The 21070-nt window shown below is 70.7% G+C and carries 17 protein-coding genes and 1 pseudogene; 13 read left to right on the top strand and 5 right to left on the bottom strand.

Going from position 1 to position 21070, the window contains the following annotated elements:
- Window positions 1–96 precede the first annotated feature (96 nt).
- From ABZT04_RS28050 to ABZT04_RS28025, 6 genes are read left to right on the top strand one after another with little or no spacing between them, the layout of a single operon-like run.
- On the top strand, window positions 97–492 hold the full coding sequence (locus ABZT04_RS28050) for a carboxymuconolactone decarboxylase family protein (protein ID WP_356059755.1): 396 nt from the start codon (window positions 97–99) through the stop codon (window positions 490–492).
- Window positions 493–545: 53 nt separating this feature from the next.
- The gene (locus ABZT04_RS28045; RefSeq protein WP_356059754.1) at window positions 546–1286 is read left to right on the top strand and encodes an SDR family NAD(P)-dependent oxidoreductase; all 741 of its coding nucleotides are present in this window, start codon (window positions 546–548) and stop codon (window positions 1284–1286) included.
- A 41-nt stretch (window positions 1287–1327) separates the two neighbouring features.
- Window positions 1328–2545 (top strand): FAD-dependent oxidoreductase, encoded by a 1218-nt coding sequence (locus tag ABZT04_RS28040; protein ID WP_356059753.1) that lies wholly within the window; start codon window positions 1328–1330, stop codon window positions 2543–2545.
- An 18-nt stretch (window positions 2546–2563) separates the two neighbouring features.
- Window positions 2564–2758, top strand: a complete 195-nt coding sequence (locus ABZT04_RS28035; protein WP_355906788.1) for a ferredoxin — start codon at window positions 2564–2566, stop codon at window positions 2756–2758.
- A 56-nt stretch (window positions 2759–2814) separates the two neighbouring features.
- Entirely contained in the window at window positions 2815–4056 is a 1242-nt protein-coding gene (locus tag ABZT04_RS28030) for a cytochrome P450 (RefSeq protein WP_356059752.1), read from the top strand.
- A gap of 38 nt (window positions 4057–4094) precedes the next feature.
- Window positions 4095–5012 (top strand): SDR family NAD(P)-dependent oxidoreductase, encoded by a 918-nt coding sequence (locus tag ABZT04_RS28025; protein ID WP_356059751.1) that lies wholly within the window; start codon window positions 4095–4097, stop codon window positions 5010–5012.
- Window positions 5013–5072: 60 nt separating this feature from the next.
- On the opposite strand, the gene ABZT04_RS28020 is transcribed toward ABZT04_RS28025, so the two are convergent.
- From ABZT04_RS28020 to ABZT04_RS28005, 4 genes are all read right to left on the bottom strand, one after another.
- Window positions 5073–5798 carry a class I SAM-dependent methyltransferase gene (locus ABZT04_RS28020; RefSeq protein WP_356059750.1) on the bottom strand — a complete coding sequence of 242 codons (726 nt, stop codon included), beginning with the start codon at window positions 5796–5798 and terminating at the stop codon, window positions 5073–5075.
- Window positions 5799–5960: 162 nt separating this feature from the next.
- The gene (locus ABZT04_RS28015) at window positions 5961–8432 is read right to left on the bottom strand and encodes a SpoIIE family protein phosphatase (protein WP_356059749.1); all 2472 of its coding nucleotides are present in this window, start codon (window positions 8430–8432) and stop codon (window positions 5961–5963) included.
- Window positions 8433–8581: 149 nt separating this feature from the next.
- The gene (locus ABZT04_RS28010) at window positions 8582–10984 is read right to left on the bottom strand and encodes an MFS transporter (protein ID WP_356059748.1); all 2403 of its coding nucleotides are present in this window, start codon (window positions 10982–10984) and stop codon (window positions 8582–8584) included.
- Between the two features lie 192 nt (window positions 10985–11176).
- A complete protein-coding gene (locus ABZT04_RS28005) occupies window positions 11177–11620 on the bottom strand; it encodes an SRPBCC family protein (protein ID WP_356059747.1) in 444 nt (147 codons plus the stop codon).
- 167 nt (window positions 11621–11787) lie between these two features.
- On the opposite strand from ABZT04_RS28005, the gene ABZT04_RS28000 reads away from it, so the two are divergent.
- The 4 genes and pseudogenes from ABZT04_RS28000 (at window position 11788) to ABZT04_RS27985 (ending at window position 15614) form a co-directional block, all read left to right on the top strand.
- On the top strand, window positions 11788–12834 hold the full coding sequence (locus tag ABZT04_RS28000) for an Rv2578c family radical SAM protein (protein ID WP_356059746.1): 1047 nt from the start codon (window positions 11788–11790) through the stop codon (window positions 12832–12834).
- 157 nt (window positions 12835–12991) lie between these two features.
- Complete coding sequence (locus ABZT04_RS27995) at window positions 12992–14575, top strand: alpha/beta hydrolase (RefSeq protein WP_356059745.1); 1584 nt, start codon at window positions 12992–12994, stop codon at window positions 14573–14575.
- A gap of 65 nt (window positions 14576–14640) precedes the next feature.
- The gene (locus tag ABZT04_RS27990; RefSeq protein WP_356059744.1) at window positions 14641–15039 is read left to right on the top strand and encodes a RidA family protein; all 399 of its coding nucleotides are present in this window, start codon (window positions 14641–14643) and stop codon (window positions 15037–15039) included.
- Between the two features lie 40 nt (window positions 15040–15079).
- A pseudogene (locus ABZT04_RS27985) lies at window positions 15080–15614 on the top strand (GNAT family N-acetyltransferase).
- An 18-nt stretch (window positions 15615–15632) separates the two neighbouring features.
- Here the strand turns inward: ABZT04_RS27985 and ABZT04_RS27980 are convergent.
- A complete protein-coding gene (locus tag ABZT04_RS27980; protein WP_356059743.1) occupies window positions 15633–16208 on the bottom strand; it encodes an adenylosuccinate lyase in 576 nt (191 codons plus the stop codon).
- A 343-nt stretch (window positions 16209–16551) separates the two neighbouring features.
- On the opposite strand from ABZT04_RS27980, the gene ABZT04_RS27975 reads away from it, so the two are divergent.
- The 3 genes from ABZT04_RS27975 (at window position 16552) to ccrA (ending at window position 21067) form a co-directional block, all read left to right on the top strand.
- Complete coding sequence (locus tag ABZT04_RS27975; RefSeq protein WP_356059742.1) at window positions 16552–18357, top strand: 3-hydroxybutyryl-CoA dehydrogenase; 1806 nt, start codon at window positions 16552–16554, stop codon at window positions 18355–18357.
- Between the two features lie 136 nt (window positions 18358–18493).
- On the top strand, window positions 18494–19303 hold the full coding sequence (locus ABZT04_RS27970) for a TetR family transcriptional regulator (protein ID WP_356059741.1): 810 nt from the start codon (window positions 18494–18496) through the stop codon (window positions 19301–19303).
- A 420-nt stretch (window positions 19304–19723) separates the two neighbouring features.
- Window positions 19724–21067 carry a crotonyl-CoA carboxylase/reductase gene (gene ccrA, locus ABZT04_RS27965; RefSeq protein ID WP_356059740.1) on the top strand — a complete coding sequence of 448 codons (1344 nt, stop codon included), beginning with the start codon at window positions 19724–19726 and terminating at the stop codon, window positions 21065–21067.
- Window positions 21068–21070: the final 3 nt, after the last annotated feature.

The following is a 21070-nucleotide window of genomic DNA, read 5'->3' as shown; positions in this document are numbered from 1 at the left end:
CGTCCCAGCCATTACCCGGCAGGCATTGATTGTACCGACCGTTTGATCTAACTTTCGGGTTGGGACGAATGCAATCGCATGGACCGGGAGTCGCGCATGAGCGCCGAAGACGTCAAGGAAACCACCGATCTGCGCGCCGCGGGCGTAAAAGCCCTACGAGCCGCGCTGCCCGGGGTGGTTCCCGCGGAGGGTGAGCTCGACATGCGGGACGGCCTGCTCGGCGAGGATCTCGTCGAGATCGGCCTGAGCACCGTGTGGGGCGCGCTGTGGGGCCGCGAGGGCCTGGCCCCGCGCGACCGCAGCCTGGTCACCCTCGGCATCCTGATCGCGCTCGGCGCCGAGACCGAGATCAAGACCCATGCCCGCGTCGCCCTCACCAACGGAGTGACCAGGGACGAGCTGGCCGAGGTCATCTATCACGCCGCCGGGTACACCGGCTTCCCCCGGGCCGTGGGGGCCCGCACCGCGGTCCGCGAGGCCCTGGGCGAATAGCCGGAGCGGTGTCCCGTCGTAGCGGCACCGCGTACGAGCGCGAAGGAGCGCACATGTCACTGCAGGGAAAGGTCGCGGTCGTCACCGGCGGCGGACGCGGCATCGGCCAGGCGATCGCGAAGGTGCTCGCGGCCAGGGGAGCCGCGGTCGCGGTGTGGGACCTGAACAGCGAGGGCGCCGAGAAGACCGCGGCGGCCATCCAGGAGGCCGGCGGTACGGCGATCGCCGTCCCCGGCGACGCTGCCGAGGCCGGCGCCGTGGCGGCCGCCGCCGCCCGTACCCGCGAGGAGCTCGGCCCGGTCACCATCCTCGTCAACAACGCGGGCATCACCGCCTACGAGCCGTTCACGAGCATCTCCGAGGCGTCCTGGGACCGCATCATCAACGTCAATCTCAAGGGTCCCTTCCTGGTCACCAGGGAACTCGTGCCCGACATGCTCGCGGCGGGCTGGGGCCGGATCGTCAACATCTCGTCCTCCTCGGCACAGACCGGGGCCCCCTCCATGGCCCACTACGCGGCCTCCAAGGGCGGCGTCATCGGCCTCACCCGGACACTCGCGATGGAGTACGTCGACAAGGGCATCACCGTGAACCACGTCCCGCCGGGCTTCATCGACACCCCCCTGGTCCGCGAAGGTCCGGTCGACATCGAGACGGCCGCCGCCCATATGCCGATGAAGCGGGCCGGCACCCCGGAGGACGTGGCCTACGCCGTGGCCTACCTCGCCTCCGAAGAGGCCTCCTACGTCACCGGCCAGACCCTCAGCACCAACGGCGGACGCTACCTCGCGTAAGCCCGCACGGAACATCGCAACGACGCTGCAACGGAGTGCACATGAGCATCGAGGACGACACCGGGGCCGTGGCCCACGTGCTGGTGGTGGGCGCCTCCGCGTCCGGCCTGACCACGGTGGAGGCCCTCCGGCGCAAGGGGTACACGGGCCGGATCACGGTGCTCGGCGCCGAGCCGCACGCCCCGTACGACCGTCCGCCGCTGTCCAAGCAGATCCTCTCCGGCGACTGGGAACCGGGCCGGGCCGCCCTGCGCAGCGAGGAGATGCTGTCCGGCCTGGACACCGAGTTCGTGCTCGGCGACCCGGCGGTCGCGCTGAACGCGGCGACCCGGACCGTGCGCACCGAGTCCGGGCGCGAGCTGAGCGCCGACGCGATCGTGATCGCCACCGGGGTACGGCCCCGAGTGCTGGCCGGGCAAGGGGAGTTGACCGGTGTGCATGTGCTGCGCACCCTCGACGACGCGCTCGCCCTGCGGACGGATCTGCTCGCCGGGTCACGGCTGGTGGTCGTCGGCGAAGGGGTCCTCGGCTCCGAGATCGCCGCCACCGCACGGACGTTGGGCCTGGACGTCACCCTGGCGGGCCCGCTGACGGGACCGCTGGCCCTCCAGGTGGGCCCGCTGGTGTCGGGGCTGCTGGCGGAGCTGCACACCGAACGGGGGGTGCGACTGCGCCTCGGCAACGGCGTGGTGGGACTGCTCGGCGACCAGGGCCGGGTCCGCGGCGTGGAGTTGAGCACCGGCGAGATACTGCCCGCCGACGTCGTCGTGGTCGCGATCGGAGCGGCCCCGGCGACGGAGTGGCTGGACGGCAGCGGGCTCGAACTCGACAACGGCGTGGTGTGCGACGCGCGTTGCCAGGCCGCGCCGGGGATCTACGCCGTCGGTGACGTGGCCCGCTGGCACCACGAGCGGCTCGGCCGGCTGATCCGGCTGGAGAACCGGACCAACGCCACCGAGCAGGCCATGGCGGTCGCGGGCGCGATCCTCGGGGAGGACCGGCCCTACGCGCCGGTGCCGTACTTCTGGACCGACCAGTTCGACGCCAAGCTCCAGGTGCACGGCTTCCTGCCGGCCGATGCCGAAGTGGACGTCGTGGACGGCGAGTTGGCGGCCCGCCGGTTCGTCGTGCGCTACCGCAGCGGCGGCCGGGTCACCGGGATCCTCGGCTGGAACATGCCCAAGCAGGCCAGGCAGCGCCGTCAGGAGATCGTCGACGCGGTCCCCTCCCCCACCCCCGTCTCCTCCCCGGCCCACTGAACGATCAGGAGAGTTGTCATGAAGGTTGTCGTCGAAGAGGACAAGTGCGTCGCCGCCGGACAGTGCGTCGCCGCCGCGATGGACGTGTTCGACCAGCGTGACGAGGACGGCATCGTCATCCTGCTGGACGAGAACCCGCCGGCCGAACTGGCCGACGACGTACGGAACGCGGCGGCGGTGTGCCCCGCGCTCGCGATCCGTATCGAGGAATGACCACCGGTACCCCTCCCTTCACTCCCCCCACCCCACCCTCATCTGGAGGAACGACCATGTCCGAGGCCGAGACGGATCTCGCCGCCCCCGACGCGGAGATCTTCGACTACCCGGGCGCGCGCGACCGCACCTGCCCGTTCGCGCCGCCGGCCGGGCTGCGCGCGCTGAACGACAAGGCACCGGTGTCCCGGGGCCGCATCTGGGACGGCTCCACCCCGTGGCTGGTGACCGGGCACGCCGCGCAGCGCGCGATCCTGTCCGACCCGCGGGTGAGCTCGAACGACAAGCAGCCCGGGTTCCCGCTGCCGAACCAGGCGATGGCGGAGAACGTCCAGCACCACCCGCTGACCATCTTCAACGCCGACGGCGCCGACCACACGCGGATCCGGCGCATGATGACGGCTCCGTTCACGCGCAACCGCATGGAGAAGCTGCGGCCGGAGATCCAGCGCTTCACCGACGAGCTGATCGACGACATGCTCGCGGGCCCGAAGCCGGTCGACCTGGTCACCGCGCTGTCGCTGCCGCTGCCCTCGATGATGATCTGCGCACTGCTCGGAGTGCCGTACGAGGAGCACGAGTTCTTCCAGGAGTGGGCCTCCTTCGCGACCCGGAGCGACAAGACCGCCGAGGAGGACCGGGAGGCCAACGCGAAGCTGGGCGGCTATCTGGCCAAGATGCTCACGGCCAAGATGGAGGAGCCCACCGAGGACGTCATCTCGGACTTCGGCGCGCGGATCAAGGCGGGCGAACTCACCCTCCCCGATGCCACGTTGCTCTGCATGATCCTGCTGATCGCCGGTCACGAGACCAGCGCCAGCATGATCACCATGGGCACCGCGCTGCTGCTGCAGAACCCCGACCAACTCAAGCTCCTGCGCGAGACGGACGACCCGAAGGTCGTCGCCAACGCGGTCGAGGAGATTCTGCGCTACACCACGATCCCGGCGCTCGGCCAGCGGCGGATCGCCGCCGAGGACATCGAGATCGAGGGCGTCACCATCAAGGCCGGCGAGGGCATCATCGCCGCGCTGCCGGCCGGCAACTGGGACCCGGCGGCCTTCCCCGAACCGGAGAAGTTCGACATCACCCGCGAGGCCCGGCACCACCACGCCTTCGCCTGGGGCATCCACCAGTGCCTCGGCCAGCAGCTAGCCCGCATCGAGCTCCAGGTCGTCTACGGCACGCTCTACCGGCGCATCCCGACGCTCCAACTCGCGGTCGACTTCAGCGAGTTGCAGTTCCGCCGGGACGACGCGCTCGCCTACGGCATTCAATCGCTGCCGGTCACCTGGTAGCGGCCACCGCTTCCACCCGCACACAACTGGAGTCATCCATGAGCGAGTTCGGCTTCGAAGGACGTGTCGCCGTCGTCACCGGCGCGGGCCGTGGCCTCGGCCGCGCCTACGCCCGCCTGCTGGCGGAACGCGGGGCGCGGGTCGTCGTCAACGACCTGGGCGGGTCGATGGAGGGCGAGGGCTCCGACGCCGGACCCGCGCAGAAGGTCGTCGACGGGATCGTCGCGGCGGGCGGCCGGGCCGTGGCCGACACCCACGACGTGTCCACGCGGGCGGGCGGCGAGGCCATCGTCGACACCGCGCTGCGGAGCTTCGGCCGGATCGACGTCCTCGTCAACAACGCGGGCATCATCCGGTACGCGGGCCTTCCGGAGATCGAACTCGACAACCTGGAACGGCACTTGGCCGTCCACCTCCTCGGTTCCTTCAACACGATGCGGGCCGCCTGGCCGCACTTCGTGGAGCAGGGCTACGGCCGGGTCGTCCTGACCACCTCCAGCGGCATGTTCGGCATGGACAACAACCTGTCCTACGCCGCCGCGAAGGCGGGCACGGTCGGCATGGCGCGCAGCGCGAAGCTGGCCGGCGAGCCGCACAACATCAAGGTCAATCTGATCGCGCCGGCCGCGATGACCAGGATGGGCGGCGGACCGGAGGAGGAACCCGCTGAGTCGGTGGAGGGCATGCCCTACATGCCCTCGTCGGCGGTGGCGCCGATGGTGGCCTACCTCGCGCACGAGAACTGCCCGGTCAGTGGGGAGATCTACACGGCCGGCGCGGGCCGCTTCGCGCGGATCTTCCTGGCCTCGACGGAGGGGTACGCCCACGAGGGGGGCGATGCCTCCGTCGAGGACGTGGCGAAGAACTGGGACGCGATCAACGACGAGAAGGGGTACTACGTGCCCGCGGACCTGATGGCGTGGTCCGGCTCGTTCCTCAAGCACCAGTTCGGTTAGTACGGGCGGGGGGAGGCGGTGAGCCGCCCTGCCTCCCCCTGTCGTCCCATGCCTGTCGTCTCACACCGTACGGCCCGCGATGTGCCACTTCGACGGCAGCTCGATGCGGGCGCCGTCGGCCCTGAACTCGGTGGTGATCAGGGGCAGTTCACCGCTCGCGAGGACGGTGAGGCCGGCCGTGCGGAGGAGTTCGGGCACCTGGTCGTCGGACACCTCGCCGGGGACGATGCCGTGGCGGAGGATCGGGGCGAGCTTCGCGGGCGGCCCCTCGGGGTCCTGGGCCAGGCCGCCCAGGATCGGGCGGGCGGCCTCGGAGAGTTCGACGAGGAAGACATGGCCGCGCTCCCCGACGAGCGTGGCGATCCCGTCCACCAGCGGCTGCCGGTCGTCGGGGTCGACCTGGTGCAGCACCCCCCGCATATAGACGTTGGCGTCGCCGAATTCGGCGTGCAGCGACTCGACCTCGGTCTTGTCGGCGGCGTCCAGCAGCCGGTAGGTCGCCTGCCCCGCCGGGTCGGCGTGCCGGGCGTGCTCGACGGCCGCCGCGGACAGGTCGGCGCCGACGACATGGGTGAACCGGTCGGCGAGGAAACGGGTCTGGGTGCCGTTGCCGCAGCCGAGGTCGACCATCTGAAGGCCGGGGTCGCGCAACTTCGGTTCGAACAGGGCGAGATGGAGTCCCACCGTCTGGGCCGGCGCCGCGTCCCAGAAGACGGCCCCCTGCTCCTCGGGCGCCTCGCGCCAGAAACCCTCCCAGGCCTCCCGGTACCGACTGGTCACGCTCATGCCCAACTCCCCAGGTTGCGAGGCCGTTCCGCCTTAAGTGACGGGCCAGTACGGTCTATCGCGCCGGGGTCCCGCTCACAAGCACACGGCGCATTCCTTCACCGCTCATTCGGCGCGTGTACGCCGATGTGCGCCTCGTGCGCCCCCTTTGTCGCCTGCGCTTCAGCGGCGGGGCAGGGTGAGTTCGAACCAGACGGTCTTGCCCGCGGTCGTACGGCTGGCGCCCCACTCGCGGGCGAGCATGCCCACGACGTGCAGTCCGCGCCCGGACTCGTCGTCGGGGCCGGTGCTGAGCAGGGTCGGCAGGGTGGGATCGTCGTCGTCCACCTCGCACAGGAGCGTGTCGCCGCGCACCAGGCGCAGTTCGGCCCGGTGGCCGCGGGAGTGCCGTACGGCGTTGGTGACCAGTTCGCCGGCCAACAGGGCTGCGGTGTCGGCGAGTCGGTCGAGGCCCCAGGTGTGGAGCTGTTCGCGGACCACCGCGCGGGCCCGGCGGGCCTCGGCCGGGTCGAGGGCGAGCCGCCATTCGGCGACGTCGGCCGGCTCGATGCCGTTGAGGCGGGCCATCAGGAGGGCGACGTCGTCCTTGCGGCCGCCGCGGGTTCCCAGGGAGCGGATGATCGTGTCGCAGGCGTCGTCCATGGACGCGGCCGGATGCGCGGCCGACTCGCTCAGCGTCGCGAGGCCTACGCCGATGTCCTCGCCGCGCACCTCCACCAGACCGTCGGTGCACATCACGAGCCGATCGCCGGGGTCCACGCGCACGCGTACCGCCTCGAAGGGCACCCCGCCGACGCCGATGGGCGCACCCGTGGGCAGGTCGAGCAGCTCGCTGCGGCCGTTGCCGGCGCGCACGATCACCGGCGGGATGTGGCCCGCGTTGGCGAGGTGGAGTTCGCCGGCGATCGGGTCGTAGACGACGTAGAGGCAGGTCGCGAGATAGGTGTCGCCGAGCCGCTGCGCCAAGTCGTCAAGGTTGCGCAGGAGTTGGGCCGGCGGAAGGTCCATGGTGGCCATGGTCTGCACGGCGGTGCGCAACTGGCCCATCATGGCGGCGGAGTTGAGGCCGTGGCCCATGACGTCGCCGACGACGAGCGCGGTGCGGGCGCCGGGCAGTTTCACCGAGTCGAACCAGTCGCCGCCGACACGTCCGAGCAGGGTGCCCGGCAGATACCGGGTGGCGATGTCGCAGCCCGCCATGCGCGGCGGGATGTGCGGCAGCATGCTGTCCTGGAGGGTCTCGGCGACACTCTCCTGGTAGGTGTACATGCGCGCGTTGTCGAGCACGAGGCCCGCGCGGGCGGCGAGTTCGGCGCCGGTGACACGGTCCATGTCGTTGAACTCGACACGCTCCGGGTGGCGCAGCAGGATCATGAAGCCGAGGACGACATTGCGCGCCTTGAGCGGGACGACCAGCATGGAGCGGCCGGTGATCAGCGGCCGGATGTCGCGCTTCTCGAACTGCGAGGCGATCATGTGCCCCATCTGCTCGCTGATGCGCGGCACGAGGACGGGCTCGCCGGTGGTCATGCACTGGAAGAACGGCGTGTGCGCCGGGAACGGCATGGCCTCGCCGACCGGTACGACGTCGTCCCAGCGGCCGGGTTCGTCGGTGTGTTCGAGGGCGACCCGGTGCCACATGGTGGTGGTGTCCGGCACCCCGTCCGGGAACCCCTCGCCGGCGACGACCTGTTCGCGCAGATAGGTGCCGGCGACGTCGGTGAAACGGGGGACGACGGCCCGGCTGACTTCGACGATGGTGGTGGCGAGGTCGAGCGAGGTGCCGATACGGCCGCTGACCTCGTTGAGGAACTCCAGGCGCTCGCGGACGGCGACGTATTCGAGGTCCTCGCCCTCGTCGTCGAGGACCGTCTGCGGCAGCGGCAGTCCCTCGGCGACCGCGAGGGCGGCCCGCTCGCGGCGCGCCTTGCGCTCGGCGCGCCGGGCCACACCCCAGTCGGGGGTCACCGGCACCCGCTCGTTCTGGCTGAACTCCAGGACGGGGTAGCCCAGTTCGAGGACCTGCGAGACGATGCGGGCGCTGTCGCCGACGCTCATGCTGGGCAGGATCTCGGGGAGCCTGCGGGCGAGTTCGTCGGCGCCGGGGAAGTCGGTGTGCAGGGCGAAGCCGGGCGCTATGCGCTCGAAGGCGCCGTCCTCGAAGGCGTCGTCGGCGTCCTGGCGCAGGGCGCCCGCGTCGGCGGCGAGCACGAGCAGCCGCTCACGGCCGGGGCCGACGAGCGGATACGCCCACCACAGAACGTCGACGCGGTCCCTCTCGGGCACGGTGAGGCGGGCGCGTCCTGCGGCCGGGTAGGACAGGCCCGAGTCGAGGGAGGATTCCAGGTCGGGGCCGAGGCCGTCGTAGGCCGCGAACGCGTCGTAGGGGTCGGTCCCCTCGTCCTCGGGCAGGGCTCCGGAGACGGGGAGCAGGTCGAGGGCGGGCTGGCCGATCGCCTCGTCCTTGGTGGCGCCGAACAGCCGCCGGGCGCCACGGCTCCAGTGCGAGACGAGGCCGCCGCGGTCGACCAGGACCACGGCCAGCGGAACACGACCGGCCGCGGTGTGCTCCGCCACCACGTCGTACCCGGCCCCGCGGCCGGGAGCTGCCTCCCGCTCGGTGCCACGGTCCATGGCCCAGGCCCTCTCTCCCCACGGCTACGCAAGATCTGTGCCGCCGTCCACCACGCTACGGGGGCAGCCGGTCGCGATGTGTGGCATTCCTGGAATTGGTTCCATCCAATCGCACCGGCGTGCGCCGTCGCGCCCCCCTGACCCGGGGCTCAGTCCTCGTGGCCGAGCTGGAGGTCCCGCTCGGTGCGTCCCCCGCCCGCCACTTGGAGCACGGTGGCCACGGGCGGGTAGCCGGCGGCGATCACCGTGTACTCGCCGGAGGACAGGTCGATGAACCGGAAGGTTCCCTCGGGTCCGGTGGTGAGGGTGTCCACGACGTTGCCCGCCGCGTCGAGGAGCGTCACGCGCGCGTCCTCGACGGGCCGCCCGCCGCTCGCCCTGACGGTGCCGCGCAGCACGGCGCCGCCGGCGAGTTCGACGTCCTGCCTGGTCTCGCGGGACGCCTGCACGCTGACGGGGAGCGCGGCGGGGCGGAACGCGGGCGCGCTGGCGGCGAGGGTGTACTCGCCGGCCACCAACTCGCTGATGACATAGCCGCCTTCGCGCCCGCTGCGGGTGCTGGCCACGACCTCGCCGTGCACGTTGGTGAGTGTCACGGCGGCCTCGCGCACCGGGGTGCCGTCGGCGGTGAGCACGCTCCCGGCGAGGCGTCCGGCGCCGCCGAGGACGACGTCGAGTTCGACGGGCCGCTCCCCCACGGTCACGGAAACGGCCTGCGGCTGGTGCCCGCCCGCCGCCGCGATCAGAACGTAGGACCCGGAGCCGGGCGTCGACAGCGCATAGCGCCCGTCTCCGCCGCTGGCGCCGCGCCCGATCTGCTGTCCGGAGACGTCGATGAGGGTGAGCGCCGCGCGGGGCACCACGGTCCCGTCGGGATGCTGCACGGTGCCGCAGACCGGGATTCCGGCCGCATACGGCGAACGCGCCTGCGGGATCGGGGAGTTGAGGGGCGCGGCCTCGGTCGTCTCGGCGGGGGCGTTGTGGGACGCTGCGCTGTTCAACAGGGGGGTCTCCTTGAGGAAGAAGGCGATCAGCAGGCCGAGGGCGAGCACCGGCACCAGGTAGAGGAAGATCCGCGGCATGGCGTCGGCGTAGGCCCGGATGTAGCTGTCGCGCAGTGCCGGGGGCAGCGCGTGGACGAGCTGCGGGGTGATGGACTGGGGGTCGGGGAGGCCGGCGCCCGCGCGCGTGGGGAGACGGTCGCGCAGTGCGTCGGTGAGCCGGTCGGCGAACAGGGTGCCGAAGATCGCGGCGCCGACGCTGCCGCCGATCTGCCGGAAGTAGTTGTTGGCGCTGGTGGCGGTACCGAGGTCGGCGGGCCGTACGGAGTTCTGCACGGCGAGGACGAGGACGGGCATCACCATGCCGATGCCGGCGCCCAGGACGGCCATCCAGAGGCTGTACTGCAGCCGGGGCGTATCGACTTCGAGCCGGGACAGCAGCCACATGCCGAGGGCGGCGAGGGCGCTGCCGAGGACGGGGTAGATCTTGTACCGGCCGGTGTGGCTGATGAGTTGCCCGGAGATGATGGAGGCACCGACGATGCCGCCCATCATGGGCAGCATCAGCAGTCCGGACTCGGTGGCGCTCGCCCCGTCGACCATTTGCAGGAAGGTCGGCAGATAACTGGCGGCCCCGAACAGCGCGACCCCGATCACCAGGCCCACCAGGGCGGTGACGTTGAAGACGGCGTCCTTGAACAGCCGTAGCGGGATGAGGGGTTCGGGCGCGACGTGCTCGGCGACGACGAAGAGGACCGCGGTGGCCACCGCTCCCGCGCCGAGGCCGAGGATGACGCGCGAACCCCAGGCGTACTCGGTCCCGCCCCAACTGGTCAGCAGCACCAGGCAGGTTGACGCGGCGGCGAGCAGCAGCGCGCCGAGAATGTCGAGCCGCGCCTTGGCGGTGGGCTTCGGCAGTTTCAGTACGACGGTCACCACGGCCAGAGTCACCACGCCGAACGGCACGTTGACATAGAAGCACCACCTCCAGGAGAGGTGGTCGGTGAAGTACCCGCCGAGCAACGGCCCGGCGACGGAGGCGAGTCCGAAGGTGGCACCGATCAGACCCATGAAGCGGCCGCGCTGCCGGGGCGGCACGATGTCCGCGATGATCGCCTGCACACCGATCATGAGGCCGCCGGCGCCGATGCCCTGCACCGCGCGGAAGGCGATGAGCTGGTCCATGGACTGGGCGCGGCCCGCGAGCGCGGAGCCGATCACGAAGACGCCGATCGCGAACTGGAACACGCTCTTGCGGCCGAGGAGGTCGCCGAGTTTGCCGTAGACCGGCAGTCCGACCGTGGAGGTGAGGAGGTAGGCGGTGATCGCCCAGGACATCTTCTCCAGGCCGTGCAGTTCGCCGACGATCTTCGGGAGCGCGGTGGCGACGATCATCTGGTCGAGGGCGGCGAGCAGCAGCGCGAGCATCAGCCCGAGGAAGACCAACCGCACACGGCGCGGGGTCAGTTCGGCCTTCTCGACGGGTGCGGGGACGGGTGTCTCCGGGGGCGCCGGGGGCCGTTCGTCCTGCACCAGAGTCGTCCCGCCCACGTACCGCTCCCCTCGTCGCGCCTGCCGCACAATTCCCGCTTTCGGCGACAACTGCGGGCAGACGTGACGAGTTACGGCGTACGCCCGGCTCGAACGGAGATCCACTCGAACCGGTGAGGGGCGTGCGAGGGCGTCAACACGCCCTGGGGAGCCACCCTTTGACCCTTGGTGGCTCTTCGAGCCCTCGGTGGTCTACTTCTCGACTTCGGTGGCGAGCCTGTCGAGCACCAGGTCGTAGATGCGGCCGAGGCCCTTGGGGGCGAAGGTCCGCTCGAAGAAGCCGCCGATGCCGCCGGCGCCGTTCCAGGTGCTGGTCACGACGACGCGGGACTTGCCCTCGCCGGCCGGGGTGACCCGCCAGGTGGTGACCATGGTGGAGTTGCGGTCCTTCTCGACCAGTTCGCCGTCGGTCGGCTCGCTGACCTCCAGGAGGCAGTCACGGACGCGCTTGCTGGTGGCCTGGAGCCGCCAGTGGACGAGGGTGCCCTCGCCGTCGCCGCCCTCGCGCACCTCGTACTCGCTGAACTGCTCGGGCAGCAGCTTCGCGCGCGTGCCGCTGTAGTCGGCGAGGGCGTCGAAGACAGCCTCCGCGTCGGCTGCGACGACCCGCTCGGTAGTCGCCTCGACCTGCGCCATCGGTTCCTCCAGGACTTGCGTTCTCGGGGTGGGGGCAAGCCAACCACCCCCGCACTCGGTCGCCCAAATCGGGGTGCCCCAAGACGTCCGAAGCGATCAGAAACAGCACTTGCACAGTAATTCGAACAAGTGTTTCACTCTGGGGGCAGGACTACCGAGGAGGCGTCATGCGCTGGGAAAACCTCACAGTGGAGTCCGACGGCCACAGCCGGACGGCCGACGTCGCGCTGTTCGGCGCGGACGCGGTGACCACCCGTACCTTCGACACGCCAGAGTTCCGCGGGATCACCTTCCACGAGGTGCGGGCCCGTTCGATCATCAATCGGGTGCCGGGAGCCTCCCGCATGCCCTTCGAGTGGACGGTCAACCCCTACCGGGGCTGCTCGCACGCGTGCGTGTACTGCTTCGCCCGCAAGACCCACAGCTACCTCGACCTCGACACCGGCCTCGGCTTCGACTCGCAGATCGTGGTCAAGGTGAACGCCCCGGATCTGCTGCGCCGCCAGCTCGGCTCCCGCCGCTGGCTCGGTGACCACATAGCGATGGGCACGAACGTCGACTGCTATCAGCGCGCGGAAGGCCGCTACCGGCTGATGCCGGGCATCCTCGGCGCCCTGCGCGACCACGCGAACCCCTTCTCGATCCTGACGAAGGGCACGCTGATCCTGCGCGACCTGGACCTCCTGGTGCAGGCCTCCGAGGTCACCGACGTCGGCATCTCCGTCTCGGTCGGCTTCACGGACCCCGCGCTGTGGCGCACGGTGGAGCCCGGCACGCCCTCCCCGGAGCGGCGCCTGGACGTCGTACGGACGCTGACCGAGCACGGCATCGGCGTCGGGGTCCTGATGGCCCCGGTAATCCCCTTCCTGAGCGACCACCCGGCCCAACTGCGCGCCACCGTAAGGGCGATAGCGGCCTCCGGGGCCACCTCCGTGACTCCTCTGGTGCTGCATCTGCGGCCCGGTGCCCGCGAGTGGTTCATGGCCTGGCTCGGGCAGCACCACCCGCATCTGGTGCGCCGGTACGAGCGGCTGTACGCGGAGGGCTCGTACGCCCCCAAGTGGTACCAGCGCCGGATCACCCGTCAGGTCCACGACCTGGCGCAGGAGTACGGCATCGGTCCCGCGCGTGCGGGCATGCCGCGCCGGATCCCCGAGCCGGCGGAACCTGCCGAAGCCTCGATGACCGAACCGACGCAACTTTCGCTGATCTGAGAGCGATTCGGGATCGTTCGGAGCGCGTTAGAGCGCATCCGGCGGCCCAATCGGGTCAACTATTGTCAGAACGCGTTCTTCCGGGCGCCCTTTCCGGGACGATGCCGCGTGGACCGTGGACTCACGGCCCGCTGCCCCTCCGTCCTGGGAGGACCTCATGAGAAAACGCGCAGCCGTACTGTGCGGTGCCGCCGTCGTCGTGGCCGGGACGGTCACCGCCCTCCCCGCCGACGCGAGCACCGCGCACCCCGCCGCGACCACCGTGCAGGCCGCGAAGCTCACCTGGAAGGCCTGCGCCACCACCGACTATCCGACGCTCCAGTGCGCGAGCGTCAAGGTGCCGCTCGACCACGCGAACCCGCACGGCAAGCAGATCACGCTCGCCCTGTCCCGGGTCCCGCACACCGCGAAGACGTACCAGGGCCCGCTGTTGGTCAACCCCGGCGGCCCCGGCGGCAGCGGGCTGACCCTCGCGGGCTTCGTCGCGTCCTCGCTGCCCAAGGCGGTGGCCTCCCAGTACGACGTCATCGGCTTCGACCCCCGCGGGGTCGGCAAGAGCACCCCCGCCCTCGACTGCGTGCCCGGTCACTTCGACCCGGTCCGCCCCGACTCGGTACCGAGCACCCCGGCGCTGGAGAAGGCCAACCTCACCCGCGCGAAGTCCTTCGCGGCCGCCTGCGGCAAGAAGTACGCGAGCGTGCTGCCGTACATCGACACCATCAGTGCCGTGCGGGACATGGACTCGATCCGGCAGGCACTGGGCGCGCAGAAGATCAACTACTTCGGTTACTCCTACGGCACCTACCTGGGCGCCGTGTACGCCAAGCTCTACCCGGAGCGCGTACGCCGCCTGGTCCTGGACTCCATCGTCGATCCCACCGGCGTCTGGTACGACGACAACCTCGGGCAGGACTACGCCTTCGACGCCCGCCAGAAGGCGCTCATGGCGTGGATCGCCAAGTACGACTCCACGTACAAGCTCGGCACCGACCCGGCGAGGATCGAGGCCAAGTGGTACGCGATGCGGGCGGCACTGGCCAAGAAGCCGGCGGGCGGCAAGGTGGGGGCCTCCGAGCTGGAGGACACCTTTATCCCCGGCGGTTACTACAACGGTTACTGGCCCTATCTCGCCGAGGCGTTCGCGGCGTACGTGAACGACAGGAACGCCGATCCGCTGGTCGAGGCGTACGACAACTTCGCGGCGATCGACGCCTCCGGGGACAACGGCTACAGCGTCTACGCGTCGGTGCAGTGCCGTGACGCTGCCTGGCCGCGCGACTGGAACCAGTGGCGCAAGGACAACTGGGCGGCCTACGAGAAGGCGCCGTTCATGGTCTGGAACAACGCCTGGTACAACGCGCCGTGCGCCTTCTGGCCGACCGAGTCCGAGCATCCGATCAACATCGCCAACGGCAAGCTGCCGCCGGTGCTGCTCTTCCAGGCGACGAACGACGCGGCGACCCCGTACGAGGGCGGCGCCACGGTCCACCGACTCCTGGCCGACTCGAGCTTCGTGGTCGAGCAGGGCGGCGGGAACCACGGCATCACGCTGAGCGGGAACGCCTGCCTGGACAAGTACCTGGCGACGTATCTGACCAACGGCAAGGTGCCGCGCGGCGGCGGCGAGGTCGACGCGGTGTGCCAGAAGGTGCCCGACCCGAAACCGCTGACCACGGCGAAGGCGGCGACGAGCACGGCACACGGTTCGACCCTGCACGGGCTGCTGGGCTTCCGCGGCTGAGCACGGCCCGACGGCCTCTCGGGGCGGGAATCCCCGTTGTCAGACCCATGGTCCACCATGGACGCATGAGTGAGCTGACCAGGATTCCCGCCCCCGACGGCGTCTCCCCCGCCGCGGCCTACACCCATGTCGTCATGGGCACCGGCCGCTTCGTCGCGATCTCCGGCCAGCTCGCCCTGGACGAGGACGGCAGGCTCGTCGGCGAGGGCGACGCGGCGGCCCAGGCCCGCCAGGTCTTCGAGAACCTCCGCCGCTGCCTGGCCGCCGCCGGCTCCACGTTCGACCACGTGGTCAAACTGACCTTCTTCGTCACGGACATGGCCCACATGCCGGCGATCCGCGCGGCCCGCGCCACCCACATACCCGACGACCGACTGCCCGCCGCGTCCGCCGTGCAGGTGGCCGCGCTGGTCCGGCCGGAGTTCCTGATGGAGATCGAGGCGTTCGCGGTCGTCGGCGAATAATCGGGCGCCGAGCGGGGCCACGACTCCCTGGGGTGCCGCCATGGACGACGACGAGCCCCCGCGGATCCGCCCGATGGCCCTCGCCGACTGCGACCGCGTCTCCGAGATCCGTGTCCTCGGCCGGCGGTTCGCGTATCGGGGTCTCATGCCGCAGCCTTTCCTCGACGCCCTCAGTGCGAAGGCCGACGCCGAGCGCCGCCGGGCCCGCTTCGGGTGAGGCGACGGCAGCGTCGTGAACCTCGTCGCCGCACGGGGCGAGGAGATCGTCGGCTGGGCCGCGGTTCGGACCCTACCGGGACGGCGAACTCCGCACCGAGGACGCCGAGTTGTACGCCATCTACCTCGACCCCGAGCACCTGGGCACCGGCGTCGGCCGGGCCCTGATGCGGGAGGCCCTACGGCAGTGCGCGGCCCTCGGCCACGAACGGGTCTACCTGTGGGTCGTCCGGGGCAATGCCCGGGCCCGCCGCTTCTACGAGCGGGCGGGCTTCCACGCGGACGGCGCCGAGGAGCCGTACGAGGTGGAGGGGGTGGCGGTTCCCGAGATGCGGTACGTCAGGGAACTCCCGCGCTGAGGGCGGGAGTCGGGCGTCTCAGCGCTGCCGTGGAATCCGGCCCAGCGCACGCACCGCGGCCTCCGCGAGCGTCGGGTGGGCGAGGGCGTCGTTCAGGACCGGTCGGGCGCGGGCGTCGCCGAGTTCGCCGAGACCGTCCACGCAGGCGAGGGCCACGCGGCGGTACGGGTCGTGGGGGCGCAGGCGTCGCTCCAGGGTGGTGATGAGGGCAGGGACGGACTCGGGGGCGCGCAGGTCGGCCAGCAGCCGGACGGGGTGCAGGGCGTAGGCGACGCGGAGTTCGTTGGTGGCGAGGGCGGCTGCCGCGCGGGCGGTGCGGGGGTCGTCGAGGCGGGCCAGGGCGTACGCGGCGGAGGCGCAGCGCGGCGGCTCACGGTGATTGAGGAACAGAACGAGGGACTCGAAGGCCCGCCGGTCACCCGCGAGGCCGAGCCGGAACGCGGCCAACTCCCGGGCCCAGAGCGGCTGTCCCACGGCCGTGAGCACATCCGCCAGTTCGTCGAGGTCTTCGGTCGCCACGAGCCGCTCGTAGAGCGCCGTCCCACCCGACTCCTGCCGTAAGCGCTCCGTGAGCGATCGCAACTCTTCGTCCATGACGCCGAGCCTAAGGGGGTCGCCGGGAGCCCGGGACCTACATCACAAACTCGGGGGCTGGCGCGCTCGTTACCCACCGGTTAAGCTCAGACGAGCGAGTTACCCACTCGCACCCTCCTTGCGGTGGCCTGGTGACGCAGCCACCGTGAGTGCAGTCGGTTCGGCACCTCAATGTGCCGCAGTACGACACGGCCTGGGACAGGGCCGGTCGGACCTCATCTCTCATCTCGCCGGGCGTGTGCGCTCGTTGCCCGGTACCACCCGCACTCCTTCTCGCACTCCGTGCGCCCCTCGGCGTACGGAGTGCGCTCCCAGTCGTCACCCTCATTCCAGGAGTCCCGCGATGGCAGCTCCCCTGTCCGACGCCCCCCTGTCCCCGTTCACGACCATCGCCGTCGTCGGTCTCGGCACGATGGGCACCGGTATCGCCGAGGTCCTCGCCCGGGCCGGCCGCGAGGTCGTCGGCATCGACGTCAGCGAGGCCGCGACCGCCCAGGCCGTCGCCGCCCTGGAGACCGCGACTGCCCGTGCCGTCGAGCGCGGCCGGCTCACCGGGCAGGAGCGCGCCGACGCCCTGGCCCGGGTCCGCACCTCCACCGATCTGCGGGCCGCGGCCGACGCCGACCTGGTCATCGAGGTGGTCCCGGAGTCGTACGAGATCAAGCACCAGATCTTCCGGGAGCTGGACGGGATCGTGCGCCCCGAGACGATTCTCGCGACCGGCACGAACGCCCTGTCCGTCACCCGGCTCGCCGCCGACTCGGCGCGGCCGGAGCGGGTGCTCGGGCTGCACTTCTTCAACCCGGCGCCCGCGATGAAGCTGGTCGAGGTGGTCTCCTCGGTGCTGACCGCGCCCGCCGCCGTCGCCGCGGTCACCGATCTCGCGATCGAGCTGGGCAAGGAGCCCGTCGCGGTCGGCGACCGGCCCGGGTTCGTCGCGGACGGGCTGCTGTTCGGCTACCTCAACCAGGCTGCCGCGATGTACGAGGCGAAGTACGCCTCCCGCGAGGACATCGACGCCGCGATGCGGCTCGGCTGCGGACTGCCCATGGGCCCGCTCGCCCTGCTCGACCTGATCGGCGTCGACACCGCGCGCACGGTCCTGGAGGCGATGTACGCCGAGTCCCACGACCGCCTGCACGCCCCCGCGCCGATCCTGAAGCAGCTCAGCGAAGCGGGCCTGACCGGCCGTAAGACGGGCCGCGGTTTCTACTCCTACGAGGCCCCCGGCAGCGCGACCGTCGTGCGGGACGCGCTGACCCCGCCGGAGGGCGGGCGGCTCAGCCCCGGCCGTACCGTCCGCTCCGTCGGTGTGGCCGGCTCCGGGACGATGGCGTCCGGTATCGCCGAGGTCTTCGCCAAGGCCGGGTACGACGTGGTCCTCGCCGCCCGCAGCGAGGAGAAGGCGCAGTTCGCCAAGTCCCGTATCGGCAAGTCGCTTTCGCGCTCTGTCGACCGGGGTCGGATGACCGCCGAGGCCGCCGCGCAGACGCTGGAGCGGATCACTCCGGCGGGCTCCTACGACGCGTTCGCCGACGTCGACCTGGCTGTCGAGGCGGTCGCCGAGGACCTGGGGATCAAGCAGCAGTTGTTCGCGACGCTGGACAAGGTCTGCAAGCCGGGCGCGGTGCTGGCCACCACGACCTCGTCGCTGCCGGTCGTCGCGTGCGCCCGCGCCACCTCGCGTCCGCAGGACGTGATCGGCATGCACTTCTTCAACCCCGCGCCGGCGATGAAGCTGGTCGAGGTCGTCCGTACCGTGTTGACGGATGATGACGTCCACTCAACGGTGCACGAGGTCTGCGTCAAGATCAAGAAGCATGCCGTCGACTGCGGTGACCGGGCCGGATTCATCGTCAACGCACTGCTTTTCCCGTACCTCAACAACGCGATCAAGATGGTGCAGGAGCACTACGCGTCCCTTGACGACATCGACGCGGCGATGAAGCTGGGCGGCGGCTACCCGATGGGCCCCTTCGAGCTGTTGGACGTCGTCGGGCTCGATGTGTCCCTGGCGATCGAGAAGGTCCTGCACCGCGAGTTCCGCGACCCGGGCCTGGCTCCGGCACCGCTTCTGGAGCACCTGGTGGCCGCGGGCTGCCTCGGCCGCAAGACGGGCCGCGGCTTCCGCGAATATGCCCGCCGCTGAGCGTCCCGGCGACTGGTTCGAGGCCGACGGGGACTGGGGCGGGCTGCTCGATCCCACCGGAGGACCCCTGCCCGCGAGGGGCGGGGGAAACCCCCGACGTGCACGGCACGCTGCGCACATGCAGTACGTTCGGGTCATGCCCCAGCCCGCCAAGCCCTCACGTACACCAGCCACGCCCGACGCACCGGAAAGTGCCGCGGGCAGTCGCGCCGCCGCCCAGCGCCTCAAGATGCGGCGCGAACTGGCGGCGGCCGCGATGGAGCTGTTCGCGACGAAGGGGTACGAGGCGACCACCGTCGACGAGATCGCGGCCGCGGCCGGGGTCGCGCGCCGGACGTTCTTCCGCCACTTCCGCTCCAAGGAAGAGGCGATCTTCCCGGACCACGACGACACGTTGATCCGGGCCGAGGCGGTGCTCAATGCCGCCCCCGCGCACGAGCACCCGCTCGACACGGTGTGCCGGGGCATCAAGGAAGTCATGCGGATGTACGCGGCGCGGCCGGAGATCTCGGTCGCCCGCTACAAGCTCACGCGCGAGGTGCCCACCCTGCGCGAGGCCGAGATCGCGTCGGTGGCCCGCTACGAGCGGCTGTTCACGCGCTATCTGCTGGGCCACTTCGACGAGCACGCGCACGACGACGACGCCAACGACGACCCGCTGCTCGCCGAGGTCGCCGCCTCGGCCGTGGTCACCGCCCACAACCACGTGCTGCGGCGCTGGCTGCGGGCCGGCGGCCAGGGCGATGTGGAGGCCCAGCTCGACCACGCCTTCGGGATCGTCCGGAAGACGTTCGGCACCGGCATCGGCGCCGGCCGCACCACGACCCCCAAGCCGGCCACCGCCGCGGTCCACCGGGACGGCGAGGTGCTGGTGACGGTCGCCCGCACCGACGCCCCGCTGGACGAGGTCATGCGGACCATCGAAGAGGCGCTGCGGGACCACTGAGCCCCCGCCCCCTGTGTGATGACGGCCACCCTTCGGGGTGGCCGTTTTGGCATGTCAGAGCCCCTTTTCACGCATCTTTCGGACCCCGTTCGATCGATCATCGCTCATTTGTTACGTAAAGATTTCACCTGAGAACAATTCATGGCACTCCGTGCCTTGCGAGGTGACACGCAGTGTCATACCTTGAAGGTGTCCGGGCGGCCGGCGTGCAGAGACCTTTCGTACGTCGGCTGTCCCCGCAACCCACCACTGGGCTGCGCGCCCGGACGCCTGCGTCACAGGCACCCTCCCGCGCCACAAAGCGCTGCCGAAGCTCCACCCCCGCCGAACCGACGGCACCTCTCCCACCACCCTCAGCAGCAGCACCGACGCAACCGTCAGCGCCCCTCCCTCAGGGCGCTCTTCGCCGGAGGCAACACCGTGACCGTGAAGGACATCCTCGCCGCGATCCAGTCGCCGGACTCGACTCCGGCCGACTTCGCCGCCCTGCCGCTCCCCGAGTCGTACCGCGCGATCACCGTGCACAAGGACGAGACGGACATGTTCGCGGGCCTCACCACCCGCGACAAGGACCCCCGCAAGTCGATCCACCTGGACGACGTCCCGGTGCCGGAACTCGGCCCGGGCGAGGCCCTGGTGGCCGTCATGGCATCGAGTGTCAACTACAACTCGGTCTGGACCTCGATCTTCGAGCCGCTGTCGACGTTCGGCTTCCTGGAGCGCTACGGCAAGCTCAGCGAGCTGACCAAGCGGCACGACCTGCCGTACCACATCATCGGCTCCGACCTCGCGGGCGTGGTCCTGCGCACCGGCCCGGGCGTCAACGCCTGGAAGCCCGGCGACGAGGTCGTCGCGCACTGCCTCTCCGTCGAGCTGGAGTCCTCCGACGGGCACAACGACACGATGCTCGACCCCGAGCAGCGGATCTGGGGCTTCGAGACCAACTTCGGCGGGCTCGCCGAGATCGCGCTCGTCAAGTCCAACCAGTTGATGCCGAAGCCGGACCACCTGTCGTGGGAGGAGGCGGCGGCCCCCGGGCTCGTCAACTCCACCGCCTACCGGCAGTTGGTCTCCCGCAACGGCGCCGGCATGAAGCAGGGCGACAACGTCCTCATCTGGGGCGCGAGCGGCGGACTCGGCTCGTACGCCACGCAGTTCGCGCTCGCGGGCGGCGCCAACCCGATCTGTGTCGTGTCCTCGCCCCAGAAGGCCGACATCTGCCGGGCGATGGGCGCCGAGGCGATCATCGACCGCACCGCCGAGGACTACAAGTTCTGGAAGGACGAGCACAACCAGGACCCGCGCGAGTGGAAGCGGTTCGGCAAGCGCATCCGTGAACTCACCGGCGGCGAGGACGTGGACATCGTCTTCGAGCACCCCGGCCGCGAGACCTTCGGCGCAAGCGTCTACGTCACCCGCAAGGGCGGCACGATCGTCACCTGCGCCTCGACCTCCGGGTTCAACCACGAGTACGACAACCGCTACCTGTGGATGTCCCTGAAGCGGATCATCGGCTCGCACTTCGCCAACTACCGCGAGGCCTGGGAGGCCAACCGGCTGGTCGCCAAGGGCAAGATCCACCCGACGCTGTCCAAGGTGTACTCCCTGGAGGAGACCGGCCAGGCCGCCTACGACGTCCACCGCAACCTGCACCAGGGCAAGGTCGGCGTTCTGTGCCTCGCCCCCGAGGAAGGCCTCGGTGTGCGCGACGAGGAGAAGCGCGCCCAGCACATCGACGCCATCAACCGCTTCCGGAACATCTGAGGT

Origin of the sequence: Streptomyces sp. NPDC005492 (assembly GCF_040605995.1) — a bacterium.
Lineage (GTDB): Bacteria > Actinomycetota > Actinomycetes > Streptomycetales > Streptomycetaceae > Streptomyces.
Note: the sequence above shows the minus strand (reverse complement) of the source record. Positions and strands in the feature narration are given on the sequence as shown.